Raw genomic sequence first — 25,215 nt, 5'->3', positions numbered from 1 at the left:
ATACCCCGCTGTGGCGGCGCACTCCCCGGTCAGAGGCGCGCGCCCGGCCCGGACGACCGCTCACACCCCCGTCTCCGCCGCGATCCGTCCCGAGCGCACCGCGGTCACCAGGTCGGTGTGGTCGGCCTCGGTGCGGTCTGCGTAGGCCACGGCGAAGGCCGCCACGGCCTCGTCCAGTTCGTCGTTCTTGCCGCAGTACCCGGCGATGCGACGGGGGTCTGCGCTGTGGGAGTGGGCGCGGGCCAGCAGGGCGCCGGTCATGCGGGCGTAGTCGTCGATCTGGTCGGCGGCCAGTGCGGCCGGGTCGACACTGCCCTTGCGGTTGCGGAACTGGCGCACCTGGTAGGGGCGGCCGTCGACCGTCGTCCAGCCCAGCAGATTGTCGCTTATCACCTGCATCCGCTTCTGGCCGTGGACCACCCGCCTGCCCTCGTGGCCGGCCTCGGGGGCGTCGAACCCGGCCGTCGGCAGATGCGGCACGAGTGCCGAGGGGCGGGCCTCCTTCACCTGGAGGACCAGGGGCTCGCCCCGGTGGTCGAGGAGCAGCACGACGTACGAGCGGGTGCCCACGCTGCCGGTGCCGACGACGCGGAACGCCACGTCGTGCACCGCGTGCCGGGCCAGCAGCGGGTGGCGGTCGGGCGGGAGCGTACCGAGGTACTGCTCCAGCGAGGCGGCCACTGCGGCGGCCTCGCCGTCCGGTATGCGGCGCAGGACCGGCGGCGCGTCGACGAAGCGGCGTCCGCCGTCCCCGGTCGTCTCGGTGGACTTGGCCGCGAACCGGCCGCTGGTGTTCGCGCGGGCCTTCTCGGAGACCCGCTCCAGGGTGCCCAGCAGGTCGTGGGCGTCGGTGTGGGAGACCAGTTCCTCGTCCGCGATGGCGTTCCAGGCGTCCAGTGCCGGCAGCCTGGACAGCAGCCGCATCGTGCGGCGGTAGGCGCCCACGGTGTCGTGGGCCGCGGCACGGCAGGTGTCCTCGTCCGCGCCGGCCTCGCGCCCGGCGAGCACCAGGGAGGTGGCGAGCCGCTTGAGGTCCCACTCCCAGGGGCCGTGCACCGTCTCGTCGAAGTCGTTCAGGTCGATGACCAGTCCGCCGCGGGCGTCGCCGTAGAGGCCGAAATTCGCCGCGTGGGCGTCGCCGCAGATCTGGGCGCCGATCCGGGTCACCGGCGTGCGGGCCAGGTCGTACGCCATGAGGCCCGCCGATCCGCGCAGGAAGGCGAACGGTGTCGCCGCCATCCTGCCCACCCGGATCGGTGCGAGCTCGGGCAGCCGGCCCCGGCTGGACTCCTCGACGGCGCTCACGGCACCGGGGCGGGAGGCGTCCGGGTCGAAGGCGGCGTGTGCCGCGCGGGGAACCCGACCGCGCAGGGCCTTGCCCTCGTCCTTGGGGCGGCCCCCGGCGGACCGCTCGGCGAATCCCGGCACCCGCGGCAGCCGCCGCACCGGGGCCGTACCGCCGGTGCCGCTCGCACCGGCAGGCTCATGGGTCCCGGACATCCCGGCAACGGCTTCGGTCACGGCGACCGCCTCCCCCGTACACATACGTGCCGTACACACGCGTCGACATCGATCGTGCCGACCGTACAACCGGTGGCCGAAACACGTCAGACCCTGTGGACAACTCCTCCGGTGTGGAGAAGTCCGGGCCCGACCCGGTGTGGAGAAGTCCGGGCCCGACCCGGTGTGGAGAAGTCCGGGCCCGACCCGGCGCGTACGAGGTCCTGGCCCTACCCGACCTCCGCCACCTCTCCCGCCGTCGGCAGCCGCCCCTCGGCGAGCAACCGCCCGGCGCGGTCCTGGGAGATGTCCAGCCGGGCCAGCACGGCCGGAACGGCCACGCCCGGCAGCATGTGGTGGAAGAGCACGGCGACCCGGTGCTCCAGGTCCTGCCGCTGGCAGCGCAGCTGCGACAGGAGCTGCACCCCGGAGAAGCTCGCGACCAGCAGTTCCGCCGTCTCCGTCGCGTCGACGTGCGGCAGCAGTTCGCCTCCCGCCTTGGCCTCGGCCAGGGTCCGGGTGGTCTGGTCGATCCACATGCCGAACGCCGGAGTGCGGTCCAGCCCCAGCGCCCCCTGGTCCAGGGCCAGCCCGACGCTGGCCCGCACCAGCGGCTCGGTCCGCAGCCGCAGCGCCAGCACCAGGCCGGAGTCGACGAGTTCCTGCAGCTTGCTGGACTGGGGCGGCAGGGAGATCGCGAGCTGCTCCTCGAACACGCCGAGCGCCAGCTCCTCCTTGGAGCCGAAGTGGAAGTACAGCGCACCCTTGGTGACCCCGGCCCGCTCCAGGATCTCCCCGATGGTCGCCGAGGTGTAGCCACGTTCGTCGAAGACGGCCGCCGCCGCCTCCAGGATGGTCCGCCGGGTGCGGATCGCGCGCTCCTGTCGCGCCATCGGGTGCCTCCTGATCTGGGTGGATCGCATGGATCTCGTGGGTCGCACCGTGCGGTCATCGTGAAGCTGCCGTGTAGCCGCCGTGTAGCCGCCGTGCGGTCTGTCGTGTCGTGCGGGGCGCGTGGGCTCGTCTCCGGCGGTGTGGATCACCCTTGGAAAAAAACCAACTCGTCCGTATCTTAGTGCGAACCGCCCGGAGGTCCGATTCCCGATCCCGGGTGTTCCTCATGCCGCAGCCGGATTCCTGGAGCGCCCCCATGGAGGATCAGACCGGACAGCGGGTCCCGCCCGCAAACACCGCCGGCAGACCCGGTGCCCGCACCCGCGTCACCACCGAACTCGCCCACCGCCCCCGCGCGGCGGACGTCTTCCCGGTCGAATGGGTCCGGCTCTCGGACGTCCGCTTCCGTGTCACCGCGCGCTGGCCCGCCGACCACGCCTTCTTCGGCCCCGTCGACGACCGCCGCCAGGATCCGATGATCGTCGGCGAAACGTTGCGCCAGACCTCGATGGCCCTCGCCCACGCGGAGTTCGGCGCCCCCGCCGACACCCACTTCGTCATGCGGGACCTGGACGTGACCACCGACCCCGACCGGCTGCTGCTCGCGGACGCCGACGAGCCGGTCACCGTCGACGTCGTCTGTTCCGAGGTCCGCCGCCGGGGCCGGGGCCTGAACGGCATGCGCACGACGATGGAGTTCCGCCGCGCGGGACACCTCGTCGCCCGGGGCACCGGCAGCACCGGCTGCACCTCCCCGGCCGCCTACCGCCGCCTGCGGGAACGCCAACTGGCCGCCCAGGGAGCCCGAATACCGCTGCCGGAACCGGTGTCGCCCGAACTGGTGGGCCGTCACCGCGCGGAGGACGTCGTCCTCGCCCCCGCGGACCGGCCCGGCTCCTGGCTGCTGCGCGCACACACCGGGCACCCGGTCCTCTTCCCGCGTCCCAACGACCACGTCCCCGGCATGGTCCTGTTCGAGGCGGCCCGCCAGGCCGCGACCGCGGCGTCGGGCCGGCTGCCCTTCCTGCCGTCCGAACTGTCCGTCTCCTTCAGTCGCTACGCCGAACTGGACAGCCCCTGCCGGCTCGACACCGAAGTGCTCGACAAGGGCGAGGACGAGGTGACGGTGCGGGTGTCGGGCACACAGGACGGCCGGCCCGTCTTCGCCGCCACCCTCACCTGCGCGCCCACGGACCCGGTACGGTCCCTGCCGTGACCGTCGACCTCCTGATCACCGGCGCGACGGGCTTCATCGGCAGCCGGGTCGCGGCAGCGGCCCTCGAACGCCCAGAGGTCCGCGTCCGGTCGCTGTCCCGCCGTACGCCGGCCGAGCGGCCGGGCTCCTGGACGGTGCCCGGCGATCTCGCCGACCCGCGCACCCTGCACGGCGCTTGCGCCGGCGTCGACGTCCTCGTCCACTGCGCCTCCCGCGTGAGCGGTGACCCGGAGTCCGTCGCCGCGGTCAACGACCTCGGCACGAAGGCCCTGGTGGAGGAGGCCGTACGGAGCGGAGTGCGCCGGATCGTGTACGTGAGCACCGCGGCCGTCCACGGCCGGGGCCCCTTCCGGGGCGTACGGCCCGGCGAGGCCCCGATCGCGCCCGCCTCCGCCGCCAGCCGCACCCGCGCGGCGGCCGAACGGCATGTCCTCGACGCGGGCGGCCTGGTGCTGCGCCCGCACCTGGTGCACGGCGAGGGCGACCGCTGGATGATCCCCGGACTGGTGGGACTGCTGCGGGAGTTGTCCGCGACCGTGTCCGGCTGCGAGGCGCTCCAGTCGATGATCGACGTCGACACCCTGGGCCGGGCGGTCGTCGCCGCGGCGCTGTCCCCCGGCCATGGCTCCGGTGCCCACTACGTCGCCCACCCGGACCCCGTCCCCGCCTCGGAGCTGCTCGCGGCCGTGTACGAGCGGGTGGAACGGCCCGGCGGCGGTGCCCCGGTGGACGTGGCCGCCGCCCGCGCCCGGGCCGCCGGGTCCCCGCGCGCGCTGCATCACCTGGGCATGCTCACCGTGGACCACTGGTTCGCGGACGACGGCTTCTGGAAGGATCTGGACTGCTCACCGGGTGAGGGGTTCGCCCGTACGTTCGCGCGGTCGGCGCCCTGGTACCGGTCGTACATGATGACCGGCCGATAAGAAAACCGTCTGGCCGGTTTGAATTGTCACGCCTGGTAACGGCCGGTCACGCCCGCAGATAAGCCAGCACCGCGAGAACCCGCCGATGCGTCTCGTCCGTCAACGGCAGGTCCAGCTTCGTGAAGATGCTGCCGATGTGCTTGCCGACGGCGGCCTCCGACACCACCAGCTCGCGGGCGATCGCGCCGTTGGACTTGCCTTCCGCTATCAACGCCAGCACCTCCCGCTCCCGCGGGGACAGCCGCTCCAGCGGATCACGGCGGTGGCGCAGCAACTGCCGTACGACCTCCGGGTCGACCACCGTGCCGCCGTCCGCGACCTGGCTCAGCGCGGTCACGAACTCCTCGATCTGGCCGACCCGGTCCTTGAGCAGATAGCCGATGCCGGTGCCGTCGCCGGAGTCCAGCAGGTCGGAGGCGTACCGGCGCTGCACGTACTGGCTGAGTACGAGGACGGGCAGCGTGGGCCGCTCGGTGCGCAGGCGCACGGCCGCGCGCAGGCCCTCGTCCTGGAAGCCCGGGGGCATCCGGACGTCCGTCACCACGATGTCGGGCTCGTGTTTCCCGGCCTCGGCGACCAGCGCCTCGGCGTCGCCGACCGCCGCGACGACCTCGTGCCCGCACTGCTGGAGCAGGCCGATCAGGCCCTCCCGCAGCAGCACGCTGTCCTCGGCCAGCACGACGCGCAGTGCTCGGCCGTCCGTCAGGGAGAGCAGGGGGCGCAAGGGATCTCCACACGCAGCAGGGTCGGTCCGCCCACCGGGCTGGACAGGGTGAGTCTGCCATCGAGCACCGACACCCGGTCGGCGAGTCCGGTCAGCCCGCTGCCCGCCCCGGCCCGTGCGCCGCCCCGCCCGTCGTCGCGGACCTCCAGCAGCAGCCGCCCGTCGTGGTGTCCGCCGTCCACCCGCGCGCGGCTCGCCCCGCTGTGCCGGGCGACGTTGGCGAGCGCCTCGCACACCACGAAGTACGCGGCGGCCTCGACCGGCGTGGGCAGCCGGCCGGTGAGGTCCAGGTCCACGTCCACGGGTACGGCGGACCGGTCGGCGGCGTCGGCGACCGCGGCCTCGAGACCGTAGTCGGCGAGGACCTGGGGGTGGATGCCGTGGATGAGCTCCCGCAACTCCTTGAGCGCCCGGCCCGCCTCGTCGTGGGCCTTGGCGAGCCGGTCGGCCAGCGGTCCGGTCGGCGCCTCCAGGCGGGCCAGGCCCAGTGTCATGGTCAGGGCGACCAGACGCTGCTGGGCCCCGTCGTGCAGATCGCGCTCGATGCGCCGCCGCTCCGCCTCGAAGGCCTCCACCAGCCGCACCCGGGACCGGGTCAGTTCGGTCACCCTGGCGTCCAGGGCGGTCTCGCGCGGGGCGATCAGCAGCCGGGTCAGCCCCGCGCGGGCGCCCGCCGCGACGCCCAGCAGGTAGGAGCCCAGGGCGAGCAGGACGATCCCGAGCAGGGCGGCACCGGCCGCCGCCGGCCAGGTGGTGACCGTCCACAGTTTGAGGACCTTCGCCTCCTCGCCGTCCCCGGCCGTGGCCATCAGCAACGGGGTGGCGGTCACGGCCGCCGGGAAGAGCAGGCCGGCCGTGAGCGCGAGGGCGTCGACCGGCCACAGCAGGCCCGCGAAGAGCAGGGCGTGCCCGAGCTCCCGCCAGGTGGCCCGCTCCCGCAGCCGGGCGGTCAGCCAGGCCCGCAGGCCGGGGGCGGCGGGCGGCAGGTGCGGGTCGGGTGCCGGATCACGGTCGGCCAGCCGCAGCCGCCACCGCTCCAGCCGGGCCACCGGTATGCCCGCGAGGGCGGCACCGAGCAGCAGCAACAACCCCACCAGGACCGGCGCGAGCACCCCGCCGGCCACCACCGACACCACGATGCCCACGAGCACGACCGCGCCGGTCACCGCGCCGGTGAGCAGGTATCCGGCCGAGCGCCACGGCCACACCGACAGCGCGTAGCCGGGACGGGACATGGCCTGCCAGGGATTTCGAGGCTGCATGCGGATCACGGTAGAAGCCCGCGCCGGACGTGGCCATGGGCCTGGACGGAGGCTTCGGGGTATGCCTGGCCCTACCCCTTTTCTCGCCCCTGCCGCACTGCGCCGGCCGGCTCCCGGACGGTTTCGTGGTCGCAGACGAGCAGCCCGGAACGACCGGGCCGGACATGGGGAGCGGGCACATGAGCCAGAGGAACGGCGACGCGATCACCTTGCGTCGGGTGAGCCGGCGGTACGGATCGGGCGACGGCGCGGTGAGCGCGCTGGACGAGGTCTCCCTCGCCTTCCCGCGGGGGAGTTTCACCGCCGTGATGGGCCCGTCCGGCTCCGGCAAGTCGACGCTGCTGCAGTGCGCCGCCGGGCTCGACCGGCCCACCTCGGGCTCGGTCACCGTCGGCGGCACCGAGCTGACCGGGCTCGGTGAGAGACGGCTGACCCTGTTGCGCCGCGAGCGCGTCGGCTTCGTCTTCCAGGCGTTCAACCTGCTGCCGGCGCTGACCGCCGAGCAGAACGTCGCCCTCCCGCTGCGGCTGGCCGGCCGGCGCGTGCCACGGGCCCGGATCCGTGAGGCACTCCACCAGGTCGGTCTCGGTGACCGCGCCCGGCACCGGCCCGCCGAACTCTCCGGCGGTCAGCAGCAGCGCGTCGCGCTGGCCCGCGCCCTGGTCACCCGTCCCGAGGTGCTGTTCGCCGACGAACCGACCGGCGCGCTGGACTCCCGCACCGGGCACGAGGTGCTCACGCTGCTGCGCGGCATGGTGGACCGCGGGGGACAGACGGTCGTCATGGTGACCCACGACCCGGTGGCCGCCGCCCGTGCCGACCGTGTGGTCTTCCTGGTCGACGGCCGCGTCCACGGCGAGCTGACCGGTGCGGGCGCCGACACCGTCGCCGCGCGGATGACCGGGCTGGAGGCCGCGCCGTGCTGAGCCTCGCCCCGCGCACCCTGCGCGCCCGGTGGATCACCTTCGTCGGCAGCTTCACCTCCCTCGCGCTGGGCGTGGCCCTCCTCACCGTCATGGGACTCGCCCTCGCCTCCTCCCTGGACGCTCCCGCGCGGGAGCCGGAGCGGTTCGCCGCCGCCCCGGTCGTGGTCAAGGGCGCGGACACCCTGCGCGTACCGACGCCGAACGGCGAGAGGACCGAGGAACTGGCACACCCGCGCGCGGTGCCGGCGGCGACCGTCGCGAAGCTGCGCCGGCTCGGCACGGTCGTCGAGGACCGCTCCTATCCCGTCCGCGCGGCAGGCGCTCCCGGCGAGCTGACCGGCCACCCCTGGTCCACCGCCGCGTTCGCCCCGTACGAGATCGAGGCGGGCCGTGCGCCCCGCGCGGACGACGAGGTCGTCGTCAGCGGCGACTGGACGCGGCCCGGCGCGCGGGTGCGCACGGACCACGGCACCGTGCGCGTCGTGGGCACCGTGGCCGGCCGCGGCTTCGAGGACGCCGTCTTCCACACCGACGCGCGCGCCGCCGAGCTGTCCCCGGCCGTCGTCCAGCTGGTCGTGGACGCCGACCCGGCGGCCGTACGGGAAGCGGTGCGCGGAGCCGAGGGCGTCCGGGTCCTCACCGGGGACGGCCTCCGGTACGCCGACGCGGATCCCGGGCGGGACAGCGAGGCGCTGACCGCGATGAACTCCCTGTTCGGCACGGCGGGCGGGGTATCCGCCTTCGTCTCGGTGTTCGTGGTGGCGTCCACCTTCGCCTTCGCGGTCGACCGGCGGCGCCGGGAGTTCGGGCTGCTGCGCACCGCGGGAGCCACGCCGGGGCAGATACGGCGCATGGTGGCCGCCGAGGCCCTGCTGGTCGGGACGCTCGCCTCGGCCGCCGGCTGCGCGCTCGGCGGGTACGCGGCGCCCTCGCTGGCCGCGTGGGTGGTCGACGTGGAGCTGGCGCCGGGCTGGTTCACGATCGGCGACGCGGACTGGCCGTACCACGTGGCGTTCTGGACGGGGCTGCTCGTCGCCCTGAGCGGTGTCGTCGTCGCCTCCTGGCGGGCGGGGCGCACGGGTCCCGTCCAGGCGCTGCGCGAGGCGTCCGCCGACAGCGTGGCCCTGACGCGGGGGCGGTGGCTGTGCGGCGCGGCTCTGCTGCTGACCGCCGGGGTGACGCTCGCCGTGGCGCTGCTCGGCGATCCGGGCGACCTGCTGCACCGCAAGGCCTACGTCAGCCGGCCCATGCTGCTGATCACCGCCGCCGCGCTGTTCGCCCCGCTCGTCGTACGCCCGCTCACGAGGCTGCTGACCCGGCTGCCGGGGGCGATCGGCATGCTGGTGCGTGAGAACGCGGCCGCCGGGGTGCGCCGTACGGCCGCGGTCGCGGCGCCCGTGCTGGTCACGGTCGCCCTCGCGGGCTCGTTGCTCGGCGCCACCGCCGCCCTGGACCGGGCCGGGGCCGCCGAGGCGCGGGAACGGACCACCGCGGTGTTCGTCGTCACGGCCGCGGATGACGGGTCCCTCGACGCGCGGACGCTGGACCGGCTGCGCGCGGTGCCCGGCGCGCGGGTGTCGACGAGCGCGCCGAGCGCGGTGTACGTCCTGGAGGAGGGCATGGCGCTGATCAGGTCCGAGGCCCGTGCCGTCGATCCCGGGGCGCTGGCGGCCACCGCGCGGCTGCCGCTCACCGCGGGGAAGGTCACCGACCTCGACGACGGCTCGGTCGTCGTCAACGAGGAGTGGGAGCGGCACACGGTGGGGCAGCGCGTGCGGGTGTGGCTCGGGGACGGCACCGAGCGGACGCTGCGGATCGCCGCGGTGATGGCCACCGGCACCGGTGACAACGGCGTCTACGTCACCCCGGCCAACGCGCCGGGCGCCCGCGCGGACCGGGTGGACGTCGCCCTCGTGGACGGCGCCGACGCGCGTGTGGTGGCCGCCGGGCTGGAGCGGGCGGTGCGGCCCACCGGCGGTCGTGTCCTCACCTCGGAGCAGTGGCTCTCCGCCACGGCCCCCGGGACGGAACGCACCACCCGTTACGGCCTCCTGCTGGTCCTCGGCATCGCCCTGCTGTACACGGGCATCTCCCTGGCCAACACCATGGTCATGGCGACCTCCGACCGGGTGCGCGACCTCGCGGTCCTGCGGCTGGCCGGGGCCACGCGGTGGCAGGTGCTGCGGATGGTGGGCGCGGAGTCGCTGACGACGGTCGCGGTCGGCGCGGTCCTGGGCCTGACCGTGGCCGTGCTCAACCTGGCCGGCATGTGGGGAGCACTGGCCCTGCTCTCGGCCCCCGTCACGATCGCCCTCCCCTGGTCCACGCTCGCCGCCGTCACGGCCGCCTGCGCCGTACTCGCCACGGCCTCCGCGGTCGCCCCCGCCGCCCTCGCCCTGCGCCGGCCCGCGCTGGAGTCGGCGGGTGTCCGCGAGTGAATCCTTCGTAGCCCGCGCCGGAACCGGCGGGCCTCGGTGAGTGAGCCCACGCGGCCCGCTCCGGAGGTCCCGCCGGCGCCCTCCCGCTCTCTTCCGAGGTCTCCCCGGAGACCTCGGAAGGACAGCCTCGGAGGTGGGCGGCACACCGCTCCACGACGAAAAGGATCATGAGATGTTCCTCACACGTCATTCCGCCGCCGCACCCGCTCCGAGCACGCGAAACGGGCGGCATCCGATGGATGCCGCCCGTTTCGACGGTGTGCGCGAGGGGGGAGTTGAACCCCCACGCCCTTGCGGGCACTGGAACCTGAATCCAGCGCGTCTGCCTATTCCGCCACCCGCGCATTGGGTGTGTCTTCCGGGCCCTGCCCCTTGGGGCCTTGCGCCTTCCGACACCCAGAACATTAGCACGCTGGTCGGGATGGATTCACATCCCTTTCCCCGTGACCGCTCCCACCGCCTCCGCCGCCCCACCGGCCCCGACGAGCCCGCACCGCCCCGGCCGGCCTCCCCGCGGCTCCCGATGTCGCGACGCCGACTGATTCACGTATCAACCTCGTACCGGTAGTCCCCGTCTGTCCATGAGCCGGGTGGAGTCCACAGCCGGGTGCGGGACACTGGTCTGCAGCCCCCTCTACGATCCATGGCAGAACGACGCGTACGAGCACGGCCGAAGGAGTTCGAAGAGGGGCTCCGGAGGGAACTTCGTCAGGCGTCGACACCCGTCGACCGGGCCGACAGGGGGAACCAGCCGATCGACCGGCGCGTGGATACGATCAGTAAGCAGTACCAGGTAGGCGGTGCACGAAACAGTGCGCCGGGCAGTACACAGGACGGCAGCTACGGAGGAGGTGCCCCATGGGAGTCCTGAAGAAGTTCGAGCAGCGTCTCGAAGGTCTGGTCAACGGCACCTTCGCCAAGGTGTTCAAGTCCGAGGTGCAGCCCGTGGAGATCGCGGGAGCGCTCCAGCGGGAGTGCGACAACAACGCCACCATCTGGAACCGCGACCGCACCGTCGTACCCAACGACTTCATCGTCGAACTGAGCACCCCGGACTTCGAGCGGCTCAGCCCGTACTCCGGCCAGCTCGGCGACGAACTCGCCGGCATGGTGCGCGACTACGCCAAGCAGCAGCGCTACACCTTCATGGGCCCCGTCAAGGTGCACCTGGAGAAGGCGGACGACCTCGACACCGGCCTGTACCGGGTCCGCAGCCGCACGCTCGCCTCCTCCTCCGCCGGCCAGGCCCCCGGCGCTCCCGGCGGCGCACCGCCGACCGGCCGCCCCGGCGGCTACGGCCACCCGTCGGCCGGCCCCGCGGGCGCACCGCCCATGCCGGCCGCGCCGCCGCCCGGCGGCAGGCCCGGCGGTGGCGGTTACGGCTACCCGCAGCCCGCGGGCGGCCAGCGGCCCCCCGCCGCCCCCGCGGCCGGCGGACGCACCCGCTACTGGATCGAGATCAACGGCACCCGCCACCAGATCTCCCGCGCCACCCTCGTGATGGGCCGCAGCACCGAAGCCGACGTACGGATCGACGACCCCGGCGTCTCCCGCCGGCACTGCGAGATCCGGACCGGAACGCCCTCGACGATCCAGGATCTCGGATCCACCAACGGCATCGTGGTGGACGGGCAGCACACCACCCGCGCTACGCTCCGCGACGGCTCGCGGATCGTCGTGGGCAGCACCACCGTTATCTATAGGCAAGCCGAAGGGTGAAGCGGGGGCAATGTCAGAGCTGACCCTCACGGTCATGCGGCTGGGGTTCCTGGCCGTACTGTGGCTGTTCGTGATCGTGGCCGTGCAGGTCATCCGGAGTGACCTGTTCGGCACTCGCGTCACCCAGCGCGGATCACGGCGGGACGCCGGCCGACCGCAGCAGGCCGCCCGCCAGGCGCCTCCGCAGCAGCGCCAGCAGTCCGGCGGCGGTGGCCGCCGTGGCCGGAACACCCCCACCAAGCTGGTCGTGACGGAAGGCACCCTCACCGGTACCACCGTCGCCCTCCAGGGCCAGACCATCACCCTGGGCCGGGCGCACGACAGCACGATCGTGCTGGACGACGACTACGCCTCCAGCCGCCATGCCAGGATCTACCCGGACCGCGACGGTCAGTGGATCGTCGAGGACCTGGGCTCCACCAACGGCACCTACCTGGACCGGACCCGGCTGACGACCCCCACACCGATTTCGCTGGGCGCACCGATCCGCATCGGCAAGACCGTCATCGAGCTGCGGAAGTAGTGCTACACCAATGAATGAGCGCGAGCGGAGCGAGCACGCAGTGGGGGTCCCCGACCAGGGTCCCGGCGCGCTCCCGACCGGAGGGTGGGCAGTGTGGCTCGACACGACCGGCTGTACCCGGAGCCGACGGGCGAGGTGCGCATGAGTCTGTCTCTGCGCTTCGCCGCCGGATCGCACAAGGGCATGATCCGGGAAGGCAACGAGGACTCCGGTTACGCCGGTCCGCGCCTGCTCGCCATCGCCGACGGCATGGGCGGCGCCGCCGCCGGCGAGGTCGCCTCCTCCGAGGCGATCTCCACCATCGTCGCCCTCGACGACGACGTCCCCGGTTCCGACGTGCTCACCTCGCTCGGCACCGCCGTCCAGCGGGCCAACGACCAGCTGCGCATGATGGTCGAGGAGGACCCCCAGCTCGAGGGCATGGGCACCACCCTGACCGCCCTGCTGTGGACCGGTCAGCGCCTCGGCATGGTGCACGTCGGCGACTCCCGCGCCTACCTCCTGCGTGACGGCGTCCTCACCCAGATCACCCAGGACCACACCTGGGTGCAGCGTCTGGTCGACGAGGGCCGGATCACCGAGGAGGAGGCCACCACCCACCCGCAGCGCTCCCTGCTGATGCGGGCCCTCGGCAGCGGCGAGCACGTCGAACCCGACCTGTCCATCCGCGAGGTCCGGGCCGGCGACCGGTACCTGATCTGCTCCGACGGCCTGTCCGGCGTGGTCTCCCACCAGACCCTCGAGGAGGCCCTGGCCAGCTACCAGGGCCCCGAGGAGACCGTCCAGAACCTGATCGAGCTGGCCCTGCGCGGCGGCGGTCCCGACAACATCACCGTGATCGTCGCCGACGTCCTGGACCTCGACACCGGCGACACCCTCGCCGGGCAGCTCTCCGACACCCCGGTCGTGGTCGGCGCCGTAGCCGAGAACCAGAACCAGCTCTCCGACAACGGCATCATGCAGACCCCCGCCGGCCGTGCCTCCGGTCTCGGCAGGCGGCGCGGAGAGGGCGGCGGGGGCGAGTTCGGCCCGCCCGGCAGCGGCGACATCACCGGTTTCATCCCCACCGACGGCTTCGCCTACGGCGACGACGACTTCGTCAAGCCCGGCAAGAACCGCCGGTGGCTCAAGCGGTCCGTCTACAGCCTGCTCGCGCTCGCCGTCCTCGGCGGCGGCCTGTACGGCGGCTGGCGCTGGACCCAGACGCAGTACTACGTCGGCACCAACGGCGAACACGTCGCCCTGTACCAGGGCATCAGCCAGGACCTGGCCTGGGTCTCCCTCTCGGAGATCGAGAAGGACCACCCCGAGATCGAACTCAAGTACCTGCCGCCCTACCAGCGGAAGCTGGTCGAGGCGACCATCGCCGAAGGCGACCTCTACGGCGCCCGCGCGAAGATCGAGGAACTGTCGGTACAGGCCTCCGCGTGCAAGAAGCAGGCCGAGCGGCGTTCCGCCGAGAGCGAGAAGAACGCGAAGACCGGCGAGGGCGAGGCCGGAGGCACCACGGGAACCACACCCGCCTCCTTCACGTCCAAGGCCTCGCCGACACCGAACCCCTCGGGTTCGGCGAAGGCCCCGGAGCAGTCCACGCCCCCGTCCACGACCGCACCCACTTCCAGCCCCGGCCCCAGCCTCTCGGAGGAGGAGCAGAAGGTCGTCTCCCTGTGCGGTAAGCAGTAGGCAAGCCGTGAGAGGCCCTGTCACACGATGAGCAGTACTACCAACCCGTCGACGCAGCACACGTCCACGATCGGCGCGATCGGAGCGCCCAGCCGCCGCAACACCGAGCTGGCGCTCCTGGTGTTCGCCGTCGTCATCCCGGTCTTCGCCTACGCCAACGTGGGTCTGGCCCTCAACGACGAGGTGCCCGCCGGGCTGCTGAGCTACGGCCTGGGCCTCGGCCTGCTGGCGGGCGTCGGCCATCTCGCCGTAAGGAAGTTCGCGCCGTACGCGGACCCGCTGCTGCTGCCACTGGCCACCCTGCTGAACGGCATCGGCCTGGTCGCCATCTGGCGCCTGGACCAGTCGAAGCGACTGCAGGCGAGCAGCACGTTCGTCGAGGCGGCACCGCGCCAGCTGCTGTACTCCGCGCTCGGCGTCGCCCTGTTCGTGGCCGTACTGTTCTTCCTCAAGGACCACCGCGTCCTGCAGCGCTACACCTACATCTCCATGGCCGGCGCGCTGATCCTGCTGCTCCTGCCGCTGGTCCCGGGCCTCGGCCACAACGTCTACGGCGCCAAGATCTGGATCAAGATCCCCGGTCTCGGCACCCTCCAGCCCGGCGAGTTCGCCAAGATCGTCCTCGCGGTCTTCTTCGCGGGCTACCTCATGGTCAAGCGCGACGCCCTGGCCCTCGCCAGCCGCCGCTTCATGGGGCTCTACCTGCCCCGCGGCCGTGACCTCGGCCCGATCATCGTCGTCTGGATCATCTCCATCCTGATCCTGGTCTTCGAGACCGACCTCGGCACCTCGCTGCTGTTCTTCGGCATGTTCGTGATCATGCTGTACGTCGCCACCGAGCGGACCAGCTGGATCGTGTTCGGCCTGCTGATGTCCGCGGTCGGTGCCGTCGGCGTGGCGAGCTTCGAGTCGCACATCCAGACCCGCGTGCAGGCCTGGCTCGACCCGATGCACGAGTTCGAGCTCAGCCGCGCCGGGGTCCAGGACGGCATCGTCCACTCCGAGCAGGCCATGCAGGCCCTGTGGGCCTTCGGCTCCGGCGGCACCCTCGGCAGCGGCTGGGGCCAGGGCCACTCCGACCTCATCGGCTTCGCCGCCAACTCCGACTTCATCCTCGCCACCTTCGGCGAGGAGATCGGCCTGGCCGGCGTCATGGCGCTGATCCTGCTCTACGCGCTGATCGTGGAGCGCGGCGTACGCACCTCCCTCGCCGCCCGCGACCCGTTCGGCAAGCTGCTCGCCATCGGCCTGTCCGGCGCCTTCGCGCTCCAGGTCTTCGTCGTGGCCGGCGGCGTCATGGGCCTGATCCCGCTGACCGGTATGACGATGCCCTTCCTCGCGTACGGCGGTTCCTCCGTCATCGCCAACTGGGCACTGATCGGCATCCTGCTCAGGATCAGCGACACCGCCCGGCGCCCGGCGCCCGCCCCCGCCACCAACCCCGACGCCGAGATGACCCAGGTGGTCCGCCCGTGAACAAGCCCCTGCGCCGGGTCGCGATCTTCTGCGGCCTGCTCATCCTCGCCCTGCTCGTCCGGGGCAACTGGCTGCAGTACGCCCAGGCCGACAAGCTGGCCTCCGACGACAAGAACCGCCGCGTCAACATCGAGCGCTACGCCACCCCGCGCGGCAACATCATCGTCGACGGCAAGGCCATCACCGGGTCCGTCGAGTCCAAGAGCGGCGACTACAAGTTCAAGCGCACCTGGACCGACGGTGCCATGTGGGCGCCGGTCACCGGCTACTCCTCGCAGGCCTTCGGCGCCAACCAGCTGGAGAAGCTGGAGGACGGCATCCTCACCGGCAACGACGACCGGCTCTTCTTCCGCAACACCCTCGACATGATCACGGGCAAGCCGAAGGAAGGCGGAAGCGTCGTCACCACCCTCGACGCCGCCGCGCAGAAGGCCGCGTACAAGGGTCTCGGCGACAAGAAGGGCGCCGTCGCCGCGATCGACCCGACGACCGGCAAGATCCTCGCACTGGCCTCCACGCCGTCGTACGACCCGTCGAAGTTCGCCGGGACCTCCGACGAGGACGCCAAGGCCTGGCAGGAAGTCCAGAAGGCGAACAACCCCGACGACCCGATGCTGAACCGGGCACTGCGCGAGACCTACTCGCCGGGCTCCACCTTCAAGGTGGTCACCGCCGCGGCGGCGCTGGAGGAGGGCTTGGTCGACGACGTCGACACCAAGACCGACACTCCGGAGCCGTGGATCATGCCGGACACCACCACGCCCCTGCCCAACCACGGGAACATCCCCTGTGAGAACGCCACCCTGCGCGTGGCCCTCCAGTACTCCTGCAACAGCGTCTTCGGCAAGCTGAGCCACGAGGTCGGCAACGAGAAGATGATCGAGTACGCGGAGAAGTTCGGCTTCAACAACCCCGAGCTCGACACCCCCGTCCGCGCCGCCGAGAGCATCTTCCCCGAGGACAACCGGTCGCAGAACGCCATGGCCGGCATCGGACAGGCCTCCAACCGCGCCACCCCGCTCCAGATGGCCATGGTCACCGCGGCCATCGCCAACGACGGCAAGCTGATGAAGCCGTACATGGTCGACCAGCTCAAGGCCGCGAACCTGGACACCATCGAGACGACCGAACCGCAGGAGCTGTCCCAGCCCCTCTCCTCGGAGAACGCGCAGAAGATCCAGGAGATGATGGAGACCGTCGTCGAGGACGGTACCGGAGGCAACGCCAAGATCGACGGCGTCACCGTCGGCGGCAAGACCGGTACCGCCGAGCGCGGCGTCAACAACAGCGGCAAGCCCTACGCCTGGTTCATCTCGTACGCCAAGACCGATGGGGGTTCCCCGGTCGCCGTCGCCGTCGTCGTCGAGGACAGTGACGCGACCGGTGCCGACATCACCGGCGGTGGCCTGGCCGCACCGATCGCCAAGGCCGTCATGGAGGCGGTCCTCAAGGGCAAGCAGTGACCCCCGTCACGTCTGCTTCACATCGGTGCACGTTGCGGTACCGGTCCCATATCGGCTGACGCACTTGGCCAGGTCACACAAAAAGAGCCGGGTACGGTAGGCCCGGACGGCAGCCTCCGGCGGCACGCGTGTGCCGCCCGGGACCGACGGAGAGGGCTGGTAGTAGCTATGGAAGAGCCGCGTCGCCTCGGCGGCCGGTACGAGCTGGGCCCGGTGCTCGGCCGTGGTGGCATGGCGGAGGTTTACCACGCGCATGACACCAGGCTCGGACGCCAGGTGGCGGTGAAGACGCTGCGCGCGGATCTCGCACGCGACCCGTCCTTCCAGGCCCGGTTCCGCCGGGAGGCCCAGTCGGCCGCCTCGCTCAACCATCCCGCGATCGTCGCGGTCTACGACACGGGCGAGGACTACATCGACGGGGTCTCCATCCCGTACATCGTCATGGAGTACGTCGACGGCTCCACGCTCCGTGAGCTCCTGCACAGCGGCCGCAAGCTGCTGCCGGAGCGGACGCTGGAGATGACCATCGGCATCCTCCAGGCCCTGGAGTACTCCCACCGGGCCGGCATCGTCCACCGCGACATCAAGCCGGCCAACGTCATGCTGACGCGCAACGGCCAGGTCAAGGTCATGGACTTCGGCATCGCCCGTGCGATGGGCGACTCCGGCATGACGATGACGCAGACCTCGGCCGTCATCGGCACCGCGCAGTACCTCTCGCCGGAGCAGGCCAAGGGCGAACAGGTCGACGCGCGTTCCGACCTGTACTCCACCGGCTGCCTGCTGTACGAGCTGCTGACCGTCCGGCCGCCCTTCGTGGGCGACTCCCCGGTCGCGGTCGCCTACCAGCACGTACGGGAGGAACCGCAGCCGCCGAGCGTCTTCGACCCCGAGATCACGCCCGAGATGGACGCGATCGTGCTGAAGGCGCTGGTCAAGGACCCCGACTACCGGTACCAGTCGGCCGACGAGATGCGCGCCGACATCGAGGCCTGCCTCGACGGCCAGCCCGTCGCGGCGACCGCCGCCCTGGGTGCGGTCGGCTACGGCGGCTACCCCGACGACCAGCCGACGACGGCCCTGCGCCAGGACGCCGGCGCCGCGGCGGCGACCTCGATGCTGCCGCCCATGAACCCGGACGACGGCGGCTACGGCTACGACGACCGCCAGAGCCGCCGACGCCAGCCGAAGAAGAACAACACCTCGACGATATTGCTGGTCGTGGCGGGTGTCCTGGTCCTCATCGGCGCGATCCTGATCGGCCGCTGGGCCATCGGCGGTGGCGGCGGCGTGGGCAACGACACGGTCGCGACCCCGAACTTCGTCGGCGAGACCAAAGAGGACGCCGAACAGCTGGCCGTCAACGGCGACTTGAAACTCACCTTCAAGGAAGAGCCCTGCGAGGACCAGAGCAAGGGCAAGATCTGCGAGCAGGATCCCGCCGCGGGTACGAAGGTCGAGAAGGACTCCACCGTCAACCTGACGGTGTCCACCGGGGCGCCGAAGGTCGAGGTTCCGGATGTCGAGGGCCTCACCTTCGACGACGCGGAAGAAGCCCTGAAGGAGAAGGGATTCGAGGTCGAGCAGCAGACCGAGGAGTCCACTCAGACACCCGACACGGTGCTCTCCCAGAACCCCGCGGGCGGCACCTCGAAGGAGAAGGGCTCCACGGTCACGCTCACCGTCGCCAAGGAGACGGCCCAGGTGACCGTGCCCAGCCTCCTGGGCAAGAGCCCTGCTGATGCCAAGGTGCTGCTGGAGGCAAAGGGTCTGGTACTCGGAACTCAGACGGAGGAGGAGTCCACGGCCCAGGCCGAGGGCACCGTCTTCGAGCAGAGCTTCGCCCCGGGTACGGACATCGACCGCGGCAGTACGGTCAACATCAAGATCGCCAAGGCACCGCAGAACGAGGCGTTCGCCATGCCGAAGGTCACCCAGATGACGGTCGCTCAGGCCAAGCAGGTTCTCGCCGGAGCGGGCCTGCAGTTCGAGAAGGTCCAGGGCGGGGGCGACGACAACGCCATAGTGCTTGACAGCAACCCGCGGGAAGGCCAGCAGGTCAAGAAGGGCGACAAGGTCACCTTGGTCGCCATCGGCGGTCAGCAGGGCAACAACGGAGGCAACAACGGCGGCATCTTCGGCGGCCTCACCGGCGGCCGCGAGGACGACTGACGCGTCGTAGCACCCCGTACGACAGGAGCCCCGGCCCTCTTCGGAGAGGGCCGGGGCTCCTTGCTGCGCGGGTCGCCCCGCGCGGGGTCAGCGCAGTTCCTCCGGAGGGGTCCGCTCCTCGTCCACCTTCTCCGTGCGGACCAGTTCGCCCCAGACGATGTACCGGTACTTGCTGGTGTACACCGGCGTGCAGGTGGTCAGCGTGATGTAGTGGCCGGCCTTCTTCCTGCCGGACTCCTTCGGGATCTTCCCGAGGACGTCGACGTTGTACTTCGAGGTCTCGGGGAGGATCGCGTAGGTCTTGTAGACGTACCAGGTGTCCTTCGTCTCGAAGACGATCGGGTCGCCCTTCTCGATCCTGTGGATGCCGTGGAACTTCGCGCCGTGCCCGTCCCGGTGGGCGGCGAGCGTGAAGTTGCCCTTCTTCCCGGAGGTCGGCAGGGTCGCCTTCACGGGGTCGGTGTAGTAGCCGGCGACGCCGTCGTTGAGGACCTTCATCGACGTGCCCTTCTCGACGAGGATCTCGTCACCGCTCATCGCGGGCACGTGCAGGAAGCCGATGCCGTTCTTGCTGTCGTAGGAGGCGGGTTCACCGCTGCCACCGTCGTCGTCGGATCCCTGGGACCAGGAGTCGCGGACCTTGTCCGCCTGCTTGTCCGCCGCGCGGTCGGCGACGACGTTCGTCCACCACAGCGAGTAGACGACGAACAGGCCGAGCACCAGGCCCACGGTGATGAGGAGTTCCCCGAAGAAGCTGACCACCATCGCCACCGGCCCCAGGCGGCGCTCCGGTGGCGGCGGGGACGCGGGCGCGTCGGCGTGTTCTTCGGTGTCGTCGGCGGTCGCTGCCACGTTCCCTCTGCCCTTAACTGACGAGCGCATCCGGCTTGCCCTTGCTGCGCGGCCGTTCCTCGACCATCTTGCCCCAGACGATCAAGCGGTACTTGCTGGTGAACTCCGGTGTGCACGTGGTCAGCGTGATGTAGCGGCCGGGCCCGGTGAAGCCCGATCCCTTCGGCACCGGTTCGAGGACGCTCACGTTGCTCGGCGACGTCACCGGCAGGACCGACGCCATCTTGTAGACGAAGTACTCGTCCTGCGTCTCCACCACGATCGGGTCGCCCGGCTCCAGCCGGTTGATGTAGCGGAACGGTTCCCCGTGCGTGTTGCGGTGGCCCGCGAGCCCGAAGTTGCCGGTCTTCGCGTCCGGCATCGCCGTCTTCAGCGCGCCCTCCGCGTAGTGCCCCACCATGCCGCGGTCGAGCACCTTCTTGCTGCTGATGCCCTCCGCGATCGGCACCACCACGTCCAGTTTGGGGATGTGCAGCAGCGCGAAGCCCTGCCCCGGCTCGAACGCCCCCGGCTTGCGCTCGCCGCTGGCCCAGTCGTTCTGGAGGTCGCTGACCTCCTTGCCGGCCTGCGCGTGCGCCCGCACGTTCGTCCACCACAACTGGTAGGTGACGAACAGCAGCATGAGCACACCGCAGGTGATGAACACCTCGCCGATCGCCCGGCTCGCGACGACCGCCGGACTCGCCTTGCTCGCCCGTGCCTGCCGACGCGCCTCCACCCGCGACAGCGGAGCCCGTGACGCCTCCTCAGGCGCCTCTGACGCGGCTTCCCGGCCCGCTTCGGTGCCAGGGCCCTCCGTGGCCTTGTGAGAGCCTCCACGGCGCCCGTGGCGCTTCCTGGCGGCCTTCCTGCGGGCCGCACGCCCGCCCGGTGCCGCTAAGGGAGCCGACGCGGACTCCTCACGCGCCGTCCGCTCCGGCGGCTCGGGGATCCTCAGCGCCACCGTCTCCTCGTCGACCGGCGGCAGATACGCGGTGCTCTCGGCAGCGCCGCCATAGGGGTCGGACGCCGTGTCGCCGTACCAGCCGTCCCCGTACGCACCCGGCGCCCCGTACGGCTGTCCGCCGTACGAGGTGTCCTGTTCGCCGGCGCCGCCGTAGGCGTCGGCGCCGGACTCGCGCTCGGGGCGCAGCGCGGTCACGCCGTGGCCCTGCCCACCACCGGAGCGAGCCCCGCCGACCTCGCCACCGCGCCCTCGTCGCCGCACTCCACCAGCCAGTTGGCCAGCATCCGGTGACCGTGTTCGGTCAGCACCGACTCGGGATGGAACTGCACGCCCTCGACCGGGAGTTCACGGTGCCTCAGCCCCATCACCATGCCGTCCGGCGTCCTGGCCGTGACCTCCAGCTCCGCCGGCACCGTGGCCGGTTCGGCGGCCAGCGAGTGGTAGCGGGTCGCCGTGAACGGGGAGGGCAGGCCCGCGAAGACGCCCTTGCCCTGGTGCTCCACCGGCGACGTCTTGCCGTGCAGCAGCTCGGGCGCACGGCCCACGACACCGCCGTACGCCACCTGCATCGACTGCATGCCGAGGCAGACGCCGAAGACCGGCACCCCGGTGGACGCGCAGTGCCGGACCATGTCCACGCAGACGCCGGCCTCCTCGGGAGTGCCGGGGCCCGGCGACAGCAGCACCCCGTCGAAACCTCCCCCGCTCTCGGCTCCGCTCGAGCGGGAGGTGCCCCCACGGACGTACGCCGTCGACACCTCGTCGTTGCGCAGGACCTCGCACTCGGCGCCCAGTTGGTAGAGGTACTGGACCAGGTTGAAGACGAAGCTGTCGTAGTTGTCGACGACGAGAATGCGCGCGCTCACTGGTTGTCCACCGTCACATCGTTGAAGGGCAGCAGCGGCTCGGCCCACGGGAAGACGTACTGGAAGAGGACGTAGACCACGGCGGTGATCAGCACCAGTGAGATGAGTGCCCGCACCCATCCGTTGCCCGGCAGATGCCGCCAGATCCAGCTGTACATGCCGTCCCTTCCGTCGTACCACGGCACCAGACCCACGCCGTACGCCAACAGACTAACGGCGTGCCCCCTCCGGTTTCCCGGCCTCCACAGGCTGTGTGAGGTCGGGACCGGTACGGCCGTGTGCACCCACGCATACGTGGTTCAGGGCCGATCGCCTCGATGTCCGGGCATGTTTCACGTGAAACCCGGACGGGCCGCTACTCCACGGGCTCCGCGTAGTGCAGGTCCACCGTGCCCGAGTAGCCGGGCAGGGTCGTCGGCCCGTTGTCCTCGACCTGCCAGCCGAGCCCGTAGACGTTGACGTACACCATGTAGTTCTGGATCGCCGGCGCGGCGCTGAGCGCCTTCTTCAGCTTCTCGGGATCACCGACTGCCGTGATCTTGTACGGCGGTGAGTAGACGCGGCCCTGGAGGATCAGGGTGTTGCCCACACAGCGCACGGCACTGGTGGAGATCAGTCGCTGGTCCATGACCTTGATGCCCTCGGCGCCGCCCTGCCACATCGCGTTCACCACGGCCTGGAGGTCCTGCTGGTGGATGACCAGGTAGTCGGGCTGCGGCTCGGGATAGCCGGGGAGCTTGGCGGTGGCGTCCGGCGGCGCGTCGTCGAGGGTGACCGTGATCGCCTCACCCTTGAGCTTCTGCGTGCCGGCGCGCTTCTCCAGGGCGGCGAGCTTGTCGTCCTCCGCCTTGGTGCTGCCGTCGTCACGCTCGGCGAGGGACTCCACGTCGTCGCGCAACGCACCGTTGGACTCCTCCAGCTCGCCGTTCTTGCGGCTGCGCTCGTGGATCAGGTCGGAGAGCTTCAGCAGCGAGGCGTCCGTGCGGATGTTGGTGCCCTTGGCCGTGTCGAAGCTGGTGAAGAAGATGAGTCCCGCCAGAGCGAAGACGCCCGCGGTGAGGATCCGCACGGGTCGGAGACGGCGTCGGCGGGCAGGGCTGGATTCCTTCCCGGGAAAGTCGGCAGAATTGCTCAACGTACCCTTATCTCCTTCGGCGCCGTGGAAGCACTACGCTAACGGACGCCCGGGGGAGTGCTCGGAGTCCCCTTGTACGCTGCCCCGAGCCCGACCCAGTTCCCTGCGCGGCCACGCAGCGCATCGACAGGAGAGACCCTCGTGCCGAAGTCACGTATCCGCAAGAAGGCCGACTACACGCCGCCGCCGGCGAAGCAGACGACCGCGCTCAAGCTGACCAACCGTGCCTGGGTCGCGCCGGTGATGCTGGCCATGTTCCTCATCGGCCTGGCCTGGATCGTCGTCTTCTACGTCACCGACGGCTCGCTGCCCATCGACGCCCTGGGCAACTGGAACATCGTGGTGGGCTTCGGGTTCATCGCCGCCGGGTTCGGCGTCTCCACTCAGTGGAAGTAACGCTCGCCGCACGGTGAGCGCTCCTCTGCCCAGGGCTGTCCATCAGCTCTGGGCAGGGTTGTCCTCTGAGTTATCCACAACCCTTGTCCACATGTGGATAGGAGACCCGATCTGTGGATAACTTTCGGGGCATTGACGCCGGTGTGACAGAAATACCGGTAACCGAAAATCTGTTCGCACACCGCTTGAGCTGCGGAAACACTGGTCGATCACCCAGCGCACAGCCTTCCGGGCACCCTGTGCACAAGATCCGCCACCGACTGTGGACAAACTCGGTGCTCAGGTAAGCTGCGCCGTCCTCAGCAGGGTCATCAGGACGACCACGGTCAGTACCAGCGCACACGTGCCGTACTGCACCAGCGCCCGCCGCTCGCGCGGGGCGTGCACCATGGCGTACCCGATCACGACACCGGCGACCAGGCCTCCGATATGGGCCTGCCAGGCGATGCTGCTCCAGCCGAAGGTGAAGATCAGGTTGATCACCAGCAGGGCGATGATCGGGCGCATGTCGTAGTTGAGCCGGCGCATCAGTACGGCGGTCGCGCCGAACAGCCCGAAGATCGCGCCGGACGCACCCAGCGAGGCCGTGGTCCCCGAGGCCAGCAGATAGGTCAGCGCGCTGCCCGCCAGCCCGGAAACCAGATAGAGCGCGAGGTAACGGGCGCGACCGAGGGCCTGCTCCAGCGGCCCGCCGAGCCACCACAGGCTGAGCATGTTGAAGCCGATGTGCCAGATCTCCTCGTGCGTGAACATCGAGGTGACCAGGCGGTACCACTCGCCGTCGGCCACGCCTTGGGCCGGCATGAACGGCGCCGGCGGCCAGACGCCGATGAGATACAGGTCGCGCAGCAGAGACGGCCGGACCTGTACGGCGATGAACACCGCCAGATTGATCCCGACCAGGATCTTGGTGAGCAGCCGGGGATCGGCGGCGACGGATCCACCGGCGATCGTGCGGGGCATGGAGGCCGAAGGCGCGTGTCCCGTACCCGAGCCCTTGCGGACACACTCCGGGCACTGGAACCCGACCGAGGCGTCGACCATGCACTCCGGGCAGATCGGCCGCTCGCACCGGGTGCAGCGGATGCCGGTCTCGCGGTCCGGGTGGCGATAGCAGACGGGGACACGCTGGGCGCCCTGCGGAGTGCCGGCTGCCTGGTCGTCCATGGGATCCCCTAGGTCGTGTGGAAAAGCCCCGCCCCGCCCATCCTTACGGATGAGCGGGGCGATTGGTTCCCTTCGGGGGCTTTCGCGCTCCGGGGAGGAGGTGTCAGCCCTTGCTGATCTCGCCGATCACGACCGACTCGATCACGACGTCGTTCACCGGGCGGTCGGTGCGCGGGTTGGTCTGCGCGGACGCGATGGCGTCGACGACCTTCTGGCTGGCGGCGTCGGCGACCTCGCCGAAGATGGTGTGCTTGCGGTTCAGCCAGGCCGTCGGGGCGACGGTGATGAAGAACTGCGAGCCGTTGGTGCCCGGCCCGGCGTTGGCCATCGCCAGCAGGTAGGGCTTGTCGAAGCGCAGGTCCGGGTGGAACTCGTCCTCGAACTGGTAGCCGGGACCACCGGTGCCGTTGCCCAGCGGGTCTCCGCCCTGGATCATGAAGCCGCTGATCACCCGGTGGAAGACCGTACCGTCATAGAGCTTGTCCGTGGTCTTCGCACCGGTCTGCGGGTGGGTCCACTCCCGCTCGCCCTTGGCGAGCTCGACGAAGTTCTTGACCGTGATCGGCGCCTGGTTCGGGAAGAGCCGGACCTGGATGTCGCCGTGGTTGGTCTTGAGGGTGGCGTTGAGCTGCTCAGCCACGATGTGCCTTCCGTTGTCTTTCCGTGACTCCCTGATCCTCGCACGGACGGGGCGCGCAGTCGCCCGGCGCCCGTTCACAGGTGGGGAACCGGGCCGTTCCGCTTGCCCGGAACCGGGTGAGTGGTCCCGCGCCGGGGGCGCATGACGGCGATCCGTGGCATTGTCGACGACAAGCTCCCGTTGCCCCGTATTCATCCGCTATCGCAGCCGATATCACCATCGATCAAGTTCACCGGCACCCGGATGCCCGTCCGCGCATGCCGCGCGGTGACCCGGCAGGCATGATCCGTAAAA

Annotated in this window: 22 protein-coding genes and 1 tRNA gene; 11 read left to right on the top strand and 12 right to left on the bottom strand. The window is 71.0% G+C overall.

What is annotated here, in order from left to right:
• Window positions 1–60 precede the first annotated feature (60 nt).
• Together ACFV5H_RS02935 and ACFV5H_RS02930 are read right to left on the bottom strand one after the other, a co-directional pair.
• On the bottom strand, window positions 61–1,500 hold the full coding sequence (locus ACFV5H_RS02935) for a DUF2252 domain-containing protein (protein ID WP_385192610.1): 1,440 nt from the start codon (window positions 1,498–1,500) through the stop codon (window positions 61–63).
• Between the two features lie 230 nt (window positions 1,501–1,730).
• Complete coding sequence (locus ACFV5H_RS02930; protein ID WP_385051155.1) at window positions 1,731–2,393, bottom strand: ScbR family autoregulator-binding transcription factor; 663 nt, start codon at window positions 2,391–2,393, stop codon at window positions 1,731–1,733.
• 257 nt (window positions 2,394–2,650) lie between these two features.
• On the opposite strand from ACFV5H_RS02930, the gene ACFV5H_RS02925 reads away from it, so the two are divergent.
• Window positions 2,651–3,610 carry a ScbA/BarX family gamma-butyrolactone biosynthesis protein gene (locus ACFV5H_RS02925; RefSeq protein WP_385192420.1) on the top strand — a complete coding sequence of 320 codons (960 nt, stop codon included), beginning with the start codon at window positions 2,651–2,653 and terminating at the stop codon, window positions 3,608–3,610.
• A complete protein-coding gene (locus ACFV5H_RS02920; RefSeq protein WP_385192418.1) occupies window positions 3,607–4,533 on the top strand; it encodes an NAD-dependent epimerase/dehydratase family protein in 927 nt (308 codons plus the stop codon). Before ACFV5H_RS02925 ends, ACFV5H_RS02920 begins: the two co-directional genes overlap by 4 nt.
• A gap of 46 nt (window positions 4,534–4,579) precedes the next feature.
• Here ACFV5H_RS02920 and ACFV5H_RS02915 read toward each other — a convergent pair whose 3' ends face one another.
• Entirely contained in the window at window positions 4,580–5,212 is a 633-nt protein-coding gene (locus ACFV5H_RS02915) for a response regulator (protein WP_385192608.1), read from the bottom strand.
• 23 nt (window positions 5,213–5,235) lie between these two features.
• Entirely contained in the window at window positions 5,236–6,519 is a 1,284-nt protein-coding gene (locus ACFV5H_RS02910; RefSeq protein ID WP_385051161.1) for a sensor histidine kinase, read from the bottom strand.
• 179 nt (window positions 6,520–6,698) lie between these two features.
• Between ACFV5H_RS02910 and ACFV5H_RS02905 the strand changes: the two genes are divergently transcribed.
• Together ACFV5H_RS02905 and ACFV5H_RS02900 are read left to right on the top strand one after the other, a co-directional pair.
• Window positions 6,699–7,445 (top strand): ABC transporter ATP-binding protein, encoded by a 747-nt coding sequence (locus tag ACFV5H_RS02905; protein WP_385051163.1) that lies wholly within the window; start codon window positions 6,699–6,701, stop codon window positions 7,443–7,445.
• Window positions 7,439–9,883: an FtsX-like permease family protein gene (locus ACFV5H_RS02900; RefSeq protein WP_385192416.1), complete on the top strand. Its 2,445-nt coding sequence runs from the start codon at window positions 7,439–7,441 to the stop codon at window positions 9,881–9,883. Before ACFV5H_RS02905 ends, ACFV5H_RS02900 begins: the two co-directional genes overlap by 7 nt.
• A gap of 260 nt (window positions 9,884–10,143) precedes the next feature.
• On the opposite strand, the gene ACFV5H_RS02895 is transcribed toward ACFV5H_RS02900, so the two are convergent.
• Window positions 10,144–10,227: transfer RNA gene (locus tag ACFV5H_RS02895), tRNA-Leu, on the bottom strand.
• A 514-nt stretch (window positions 10,228–10,741) separates the two neighbouring features.
• On the opposite strand from ACFV5H_RS02895, the gene ACFV5H_RS02890 reads away from it, so the two are divergent.
• The 6 genes from ACFV5H_RS02890 (at window position 10,742) to pknB (ending at window position 18,919) form a co-directional block, all read left to right on the top strand.
• Window positions 10,742–11,602, top strand: coding sequence for an FhaA domain-containing protein (locus ACFV5H_RS02890; protein ID WP_385192414.1), 861 nt, complete (start codon window positions 10,742–10,744; stop codon window positions 11,600–11,602).
• A gap of 10 nt (window positions 11,603–11,612) precedes the next feature.
• Window positions 11,613–12,125, top strand: a complete 513-nt coding sequence (locus ACFV5H_RS02885) for an FHA domain-containing protein (protein ID WP_073933299.1) — start codon at window positions 11,613–11,615, stop codon at window positions 12,123–12,125.
• A gap of 141 nt (window positions 12,126–12,266) precedes the next feature.
• On the top strand, window positions 12,267–13,808 hold the full coding sequence (locus tag ACFV5H_RS02880; RefSeq protein WP_385051169.1) for a Stp1/IreP family PP2C-type Ser/Thr phosphatase: 1,542 nt from the start codon (window positions 12,267–12,269) through the stop codon (window positions 13,806–13,808).
• A gap of 27 nt (window positions 13,809–13,835) precedes the next feature.
• Window positions 13,836–15,284, top strand: coding sequence for an FtsW/RodA/SpoVE family cell cycle protein (locus tag ACFV5H_RS02875; RefSeq protein ID WP_385051170.1), 1,449 nt, complete (start codon window positions 13,836–13,838; stop codon window positions 15,282–15,284).
• Window positions 15,281–16,747 (top strand): peptidoglycan D,D-transpeptidase FtsI family protein, encoded by a 1,467-nt coding sequence (locus ACFV5H_RS02870; protein ID WP_385051172.1) that lies wholly within the window; start codon window positions 15,281–15,283, stop codon window positions 16,745–16,747. The genes ACFV5H_RS02875 and ACFV5H_RS02870 overlap by 4 nt, the downstream gene beginning before the upstream one ends.
• Window positions 16,748–16,915: 168 nt before the next feature.
• Window positions 16,916–18,919 (top strand): Stk1 family PASTA domain-containing Ser/Thr kinase, encoded by a 2,004-nt coding sequence (gene pknB, locus ACFV5H_RS02865; protein ID WP_385192411.1) that lies wholly within the window; start codon window positions 16,916–16,918, stop codon window positions 18,917–18,919.
• A gap of 87 nt (window positions 18,920–19,006) precedes the next feature.
• On the opposite strand, the gene ACFV5H_RS02860 is transcribed toward pknB, so the two are convergent.
• The 5 genes from ACFV5H_RS02860 to ACFV5H_RS02840 form a co-directional block, all read right to left on the bottom strand.
• Complete coding sequence (locus ACFV5H_RS02860) at window positions 19,007–19,771, bottom strand: class E sortase (RefSeq protein WP_385051176.1); 765 nt, start codon at window positions 19,769–19,771, stop codon at window positions 19,007–19,009.
• 13 nt (window positions 19,772–19,784) lie between these two features.
• Window positions 19,785–20,912, bottom strand: coding sequence for a class E sortase (locus ACFV5H_RS02855; RefSeq protein WP_385192409.1), 1,128 nt, complete (start codon window positions 20,910–20,912; stop codon window positions 19,785–19,787).
• Complete coding sequence (locus ACFV5H_RS02850; RefSeq protein WP_385051179.1) at window positions 20,909–21,583, bottom strand: aminodeoxychorismate/anthranilate synthase component II; 675 nt, start codon at window positions 21,581–21,583, stop codon at window positions 20,909–20,911. Before ACFV5H_RS02850 ends, ACFV5H_RS02855 begins: the two co-directional genes overlap by 4 nt.
• A complete protein-coding gene (locus tag ACFV5H_RS02845; protein WP_175449228.1) occupies window positions 21,580–21,741 on the bottom strand; it encodes a hypothetical protein in 162 nt (53 codons plus the stop codon). The genes ACFV5H_RS02850 and ACFV5H_RS02845 overlap by 4 nt, the downstream gene beginning before the upstream one ends.
• A 197-nt stretch (window positions 21,742–21,938) precedes the next feature.
• Window positions 21,939–22,718 (bottom strand): DUF881 domain-containing protein, encoded by a 780-nt coding sequence (locus tag ACFV5H_RS02840; RefSeq protein ID WP_385192406.1) that lies wholly within the window; start codon window positions 22,716–22,718, stop codon window positions 21,939–21,941.
• Between the two features lie 141 nt (window positions 22,719–22,859).
• Between ACFV5H_RS02840 and crgA the strand changes: the two genes are divergently transcribed.
• Window positions 22,860–23,114, top strand: coding sequence for a cell division protein CrgA (gene crgA / locus ACFV5H_RS02835; RefSeq protein WP_030857015.1), 255 nt, complete (start codon window positions 22,860–22,862; stop codon window positions 23,112–23,114).
• 279 nt (window positions 23,115–23,393) lie between these two features.
• Here the strand turns inward: crgA and ACFV5H_RS02830 are convergent, their stop codons facing one another.
• Both ACFV5H_RS02830 and ACFV5H_RS02825 read right to left on the bottom strand, forming a co-directional pair.
• On the bottom strand, window positions 23,394–24,281 hold the full coding sequence (locus ACFV5H_RS02830; protein WP_385192403.1) for a rhomboid family intramembrane serine protease: 888 nt from the start codon (window positions 24,279–24,281) through the stop codon (window positions 23,394–23,396).
• Between the two features lie 103 nt (window positions 24,282–24,384).
• Window positions 24,385–24,921 (bottom strand): peptidylprolyl isomerase, encoded by a 537-nt coding sequence (locus ACFV5H_RS02825; RefSeq protein ID WP_385051185.1) that lies wholly within the window; start codon window positions 24,919–24,921, stop codon window positions 24,385–24,387.
• Window positions 24,922–25,215 lie beyond the last annotated feature (294 nt).

Origin of the sequence: Streptomyces sp. NPDC059787 (assembly GCF_042732315.1) — a bacterium.
GTDB classification, from domain to species: Bacteria; Actinomycetota; Actinomycetes; order Streptomycetales; family Streptomycetaceae; genus Streptomyces; species Streptomyces atrovirens.
Note: the sequence above shows the minus strand (reverse complement) of the source record. Positions and strands in the feature narration are given on the sequence as shown.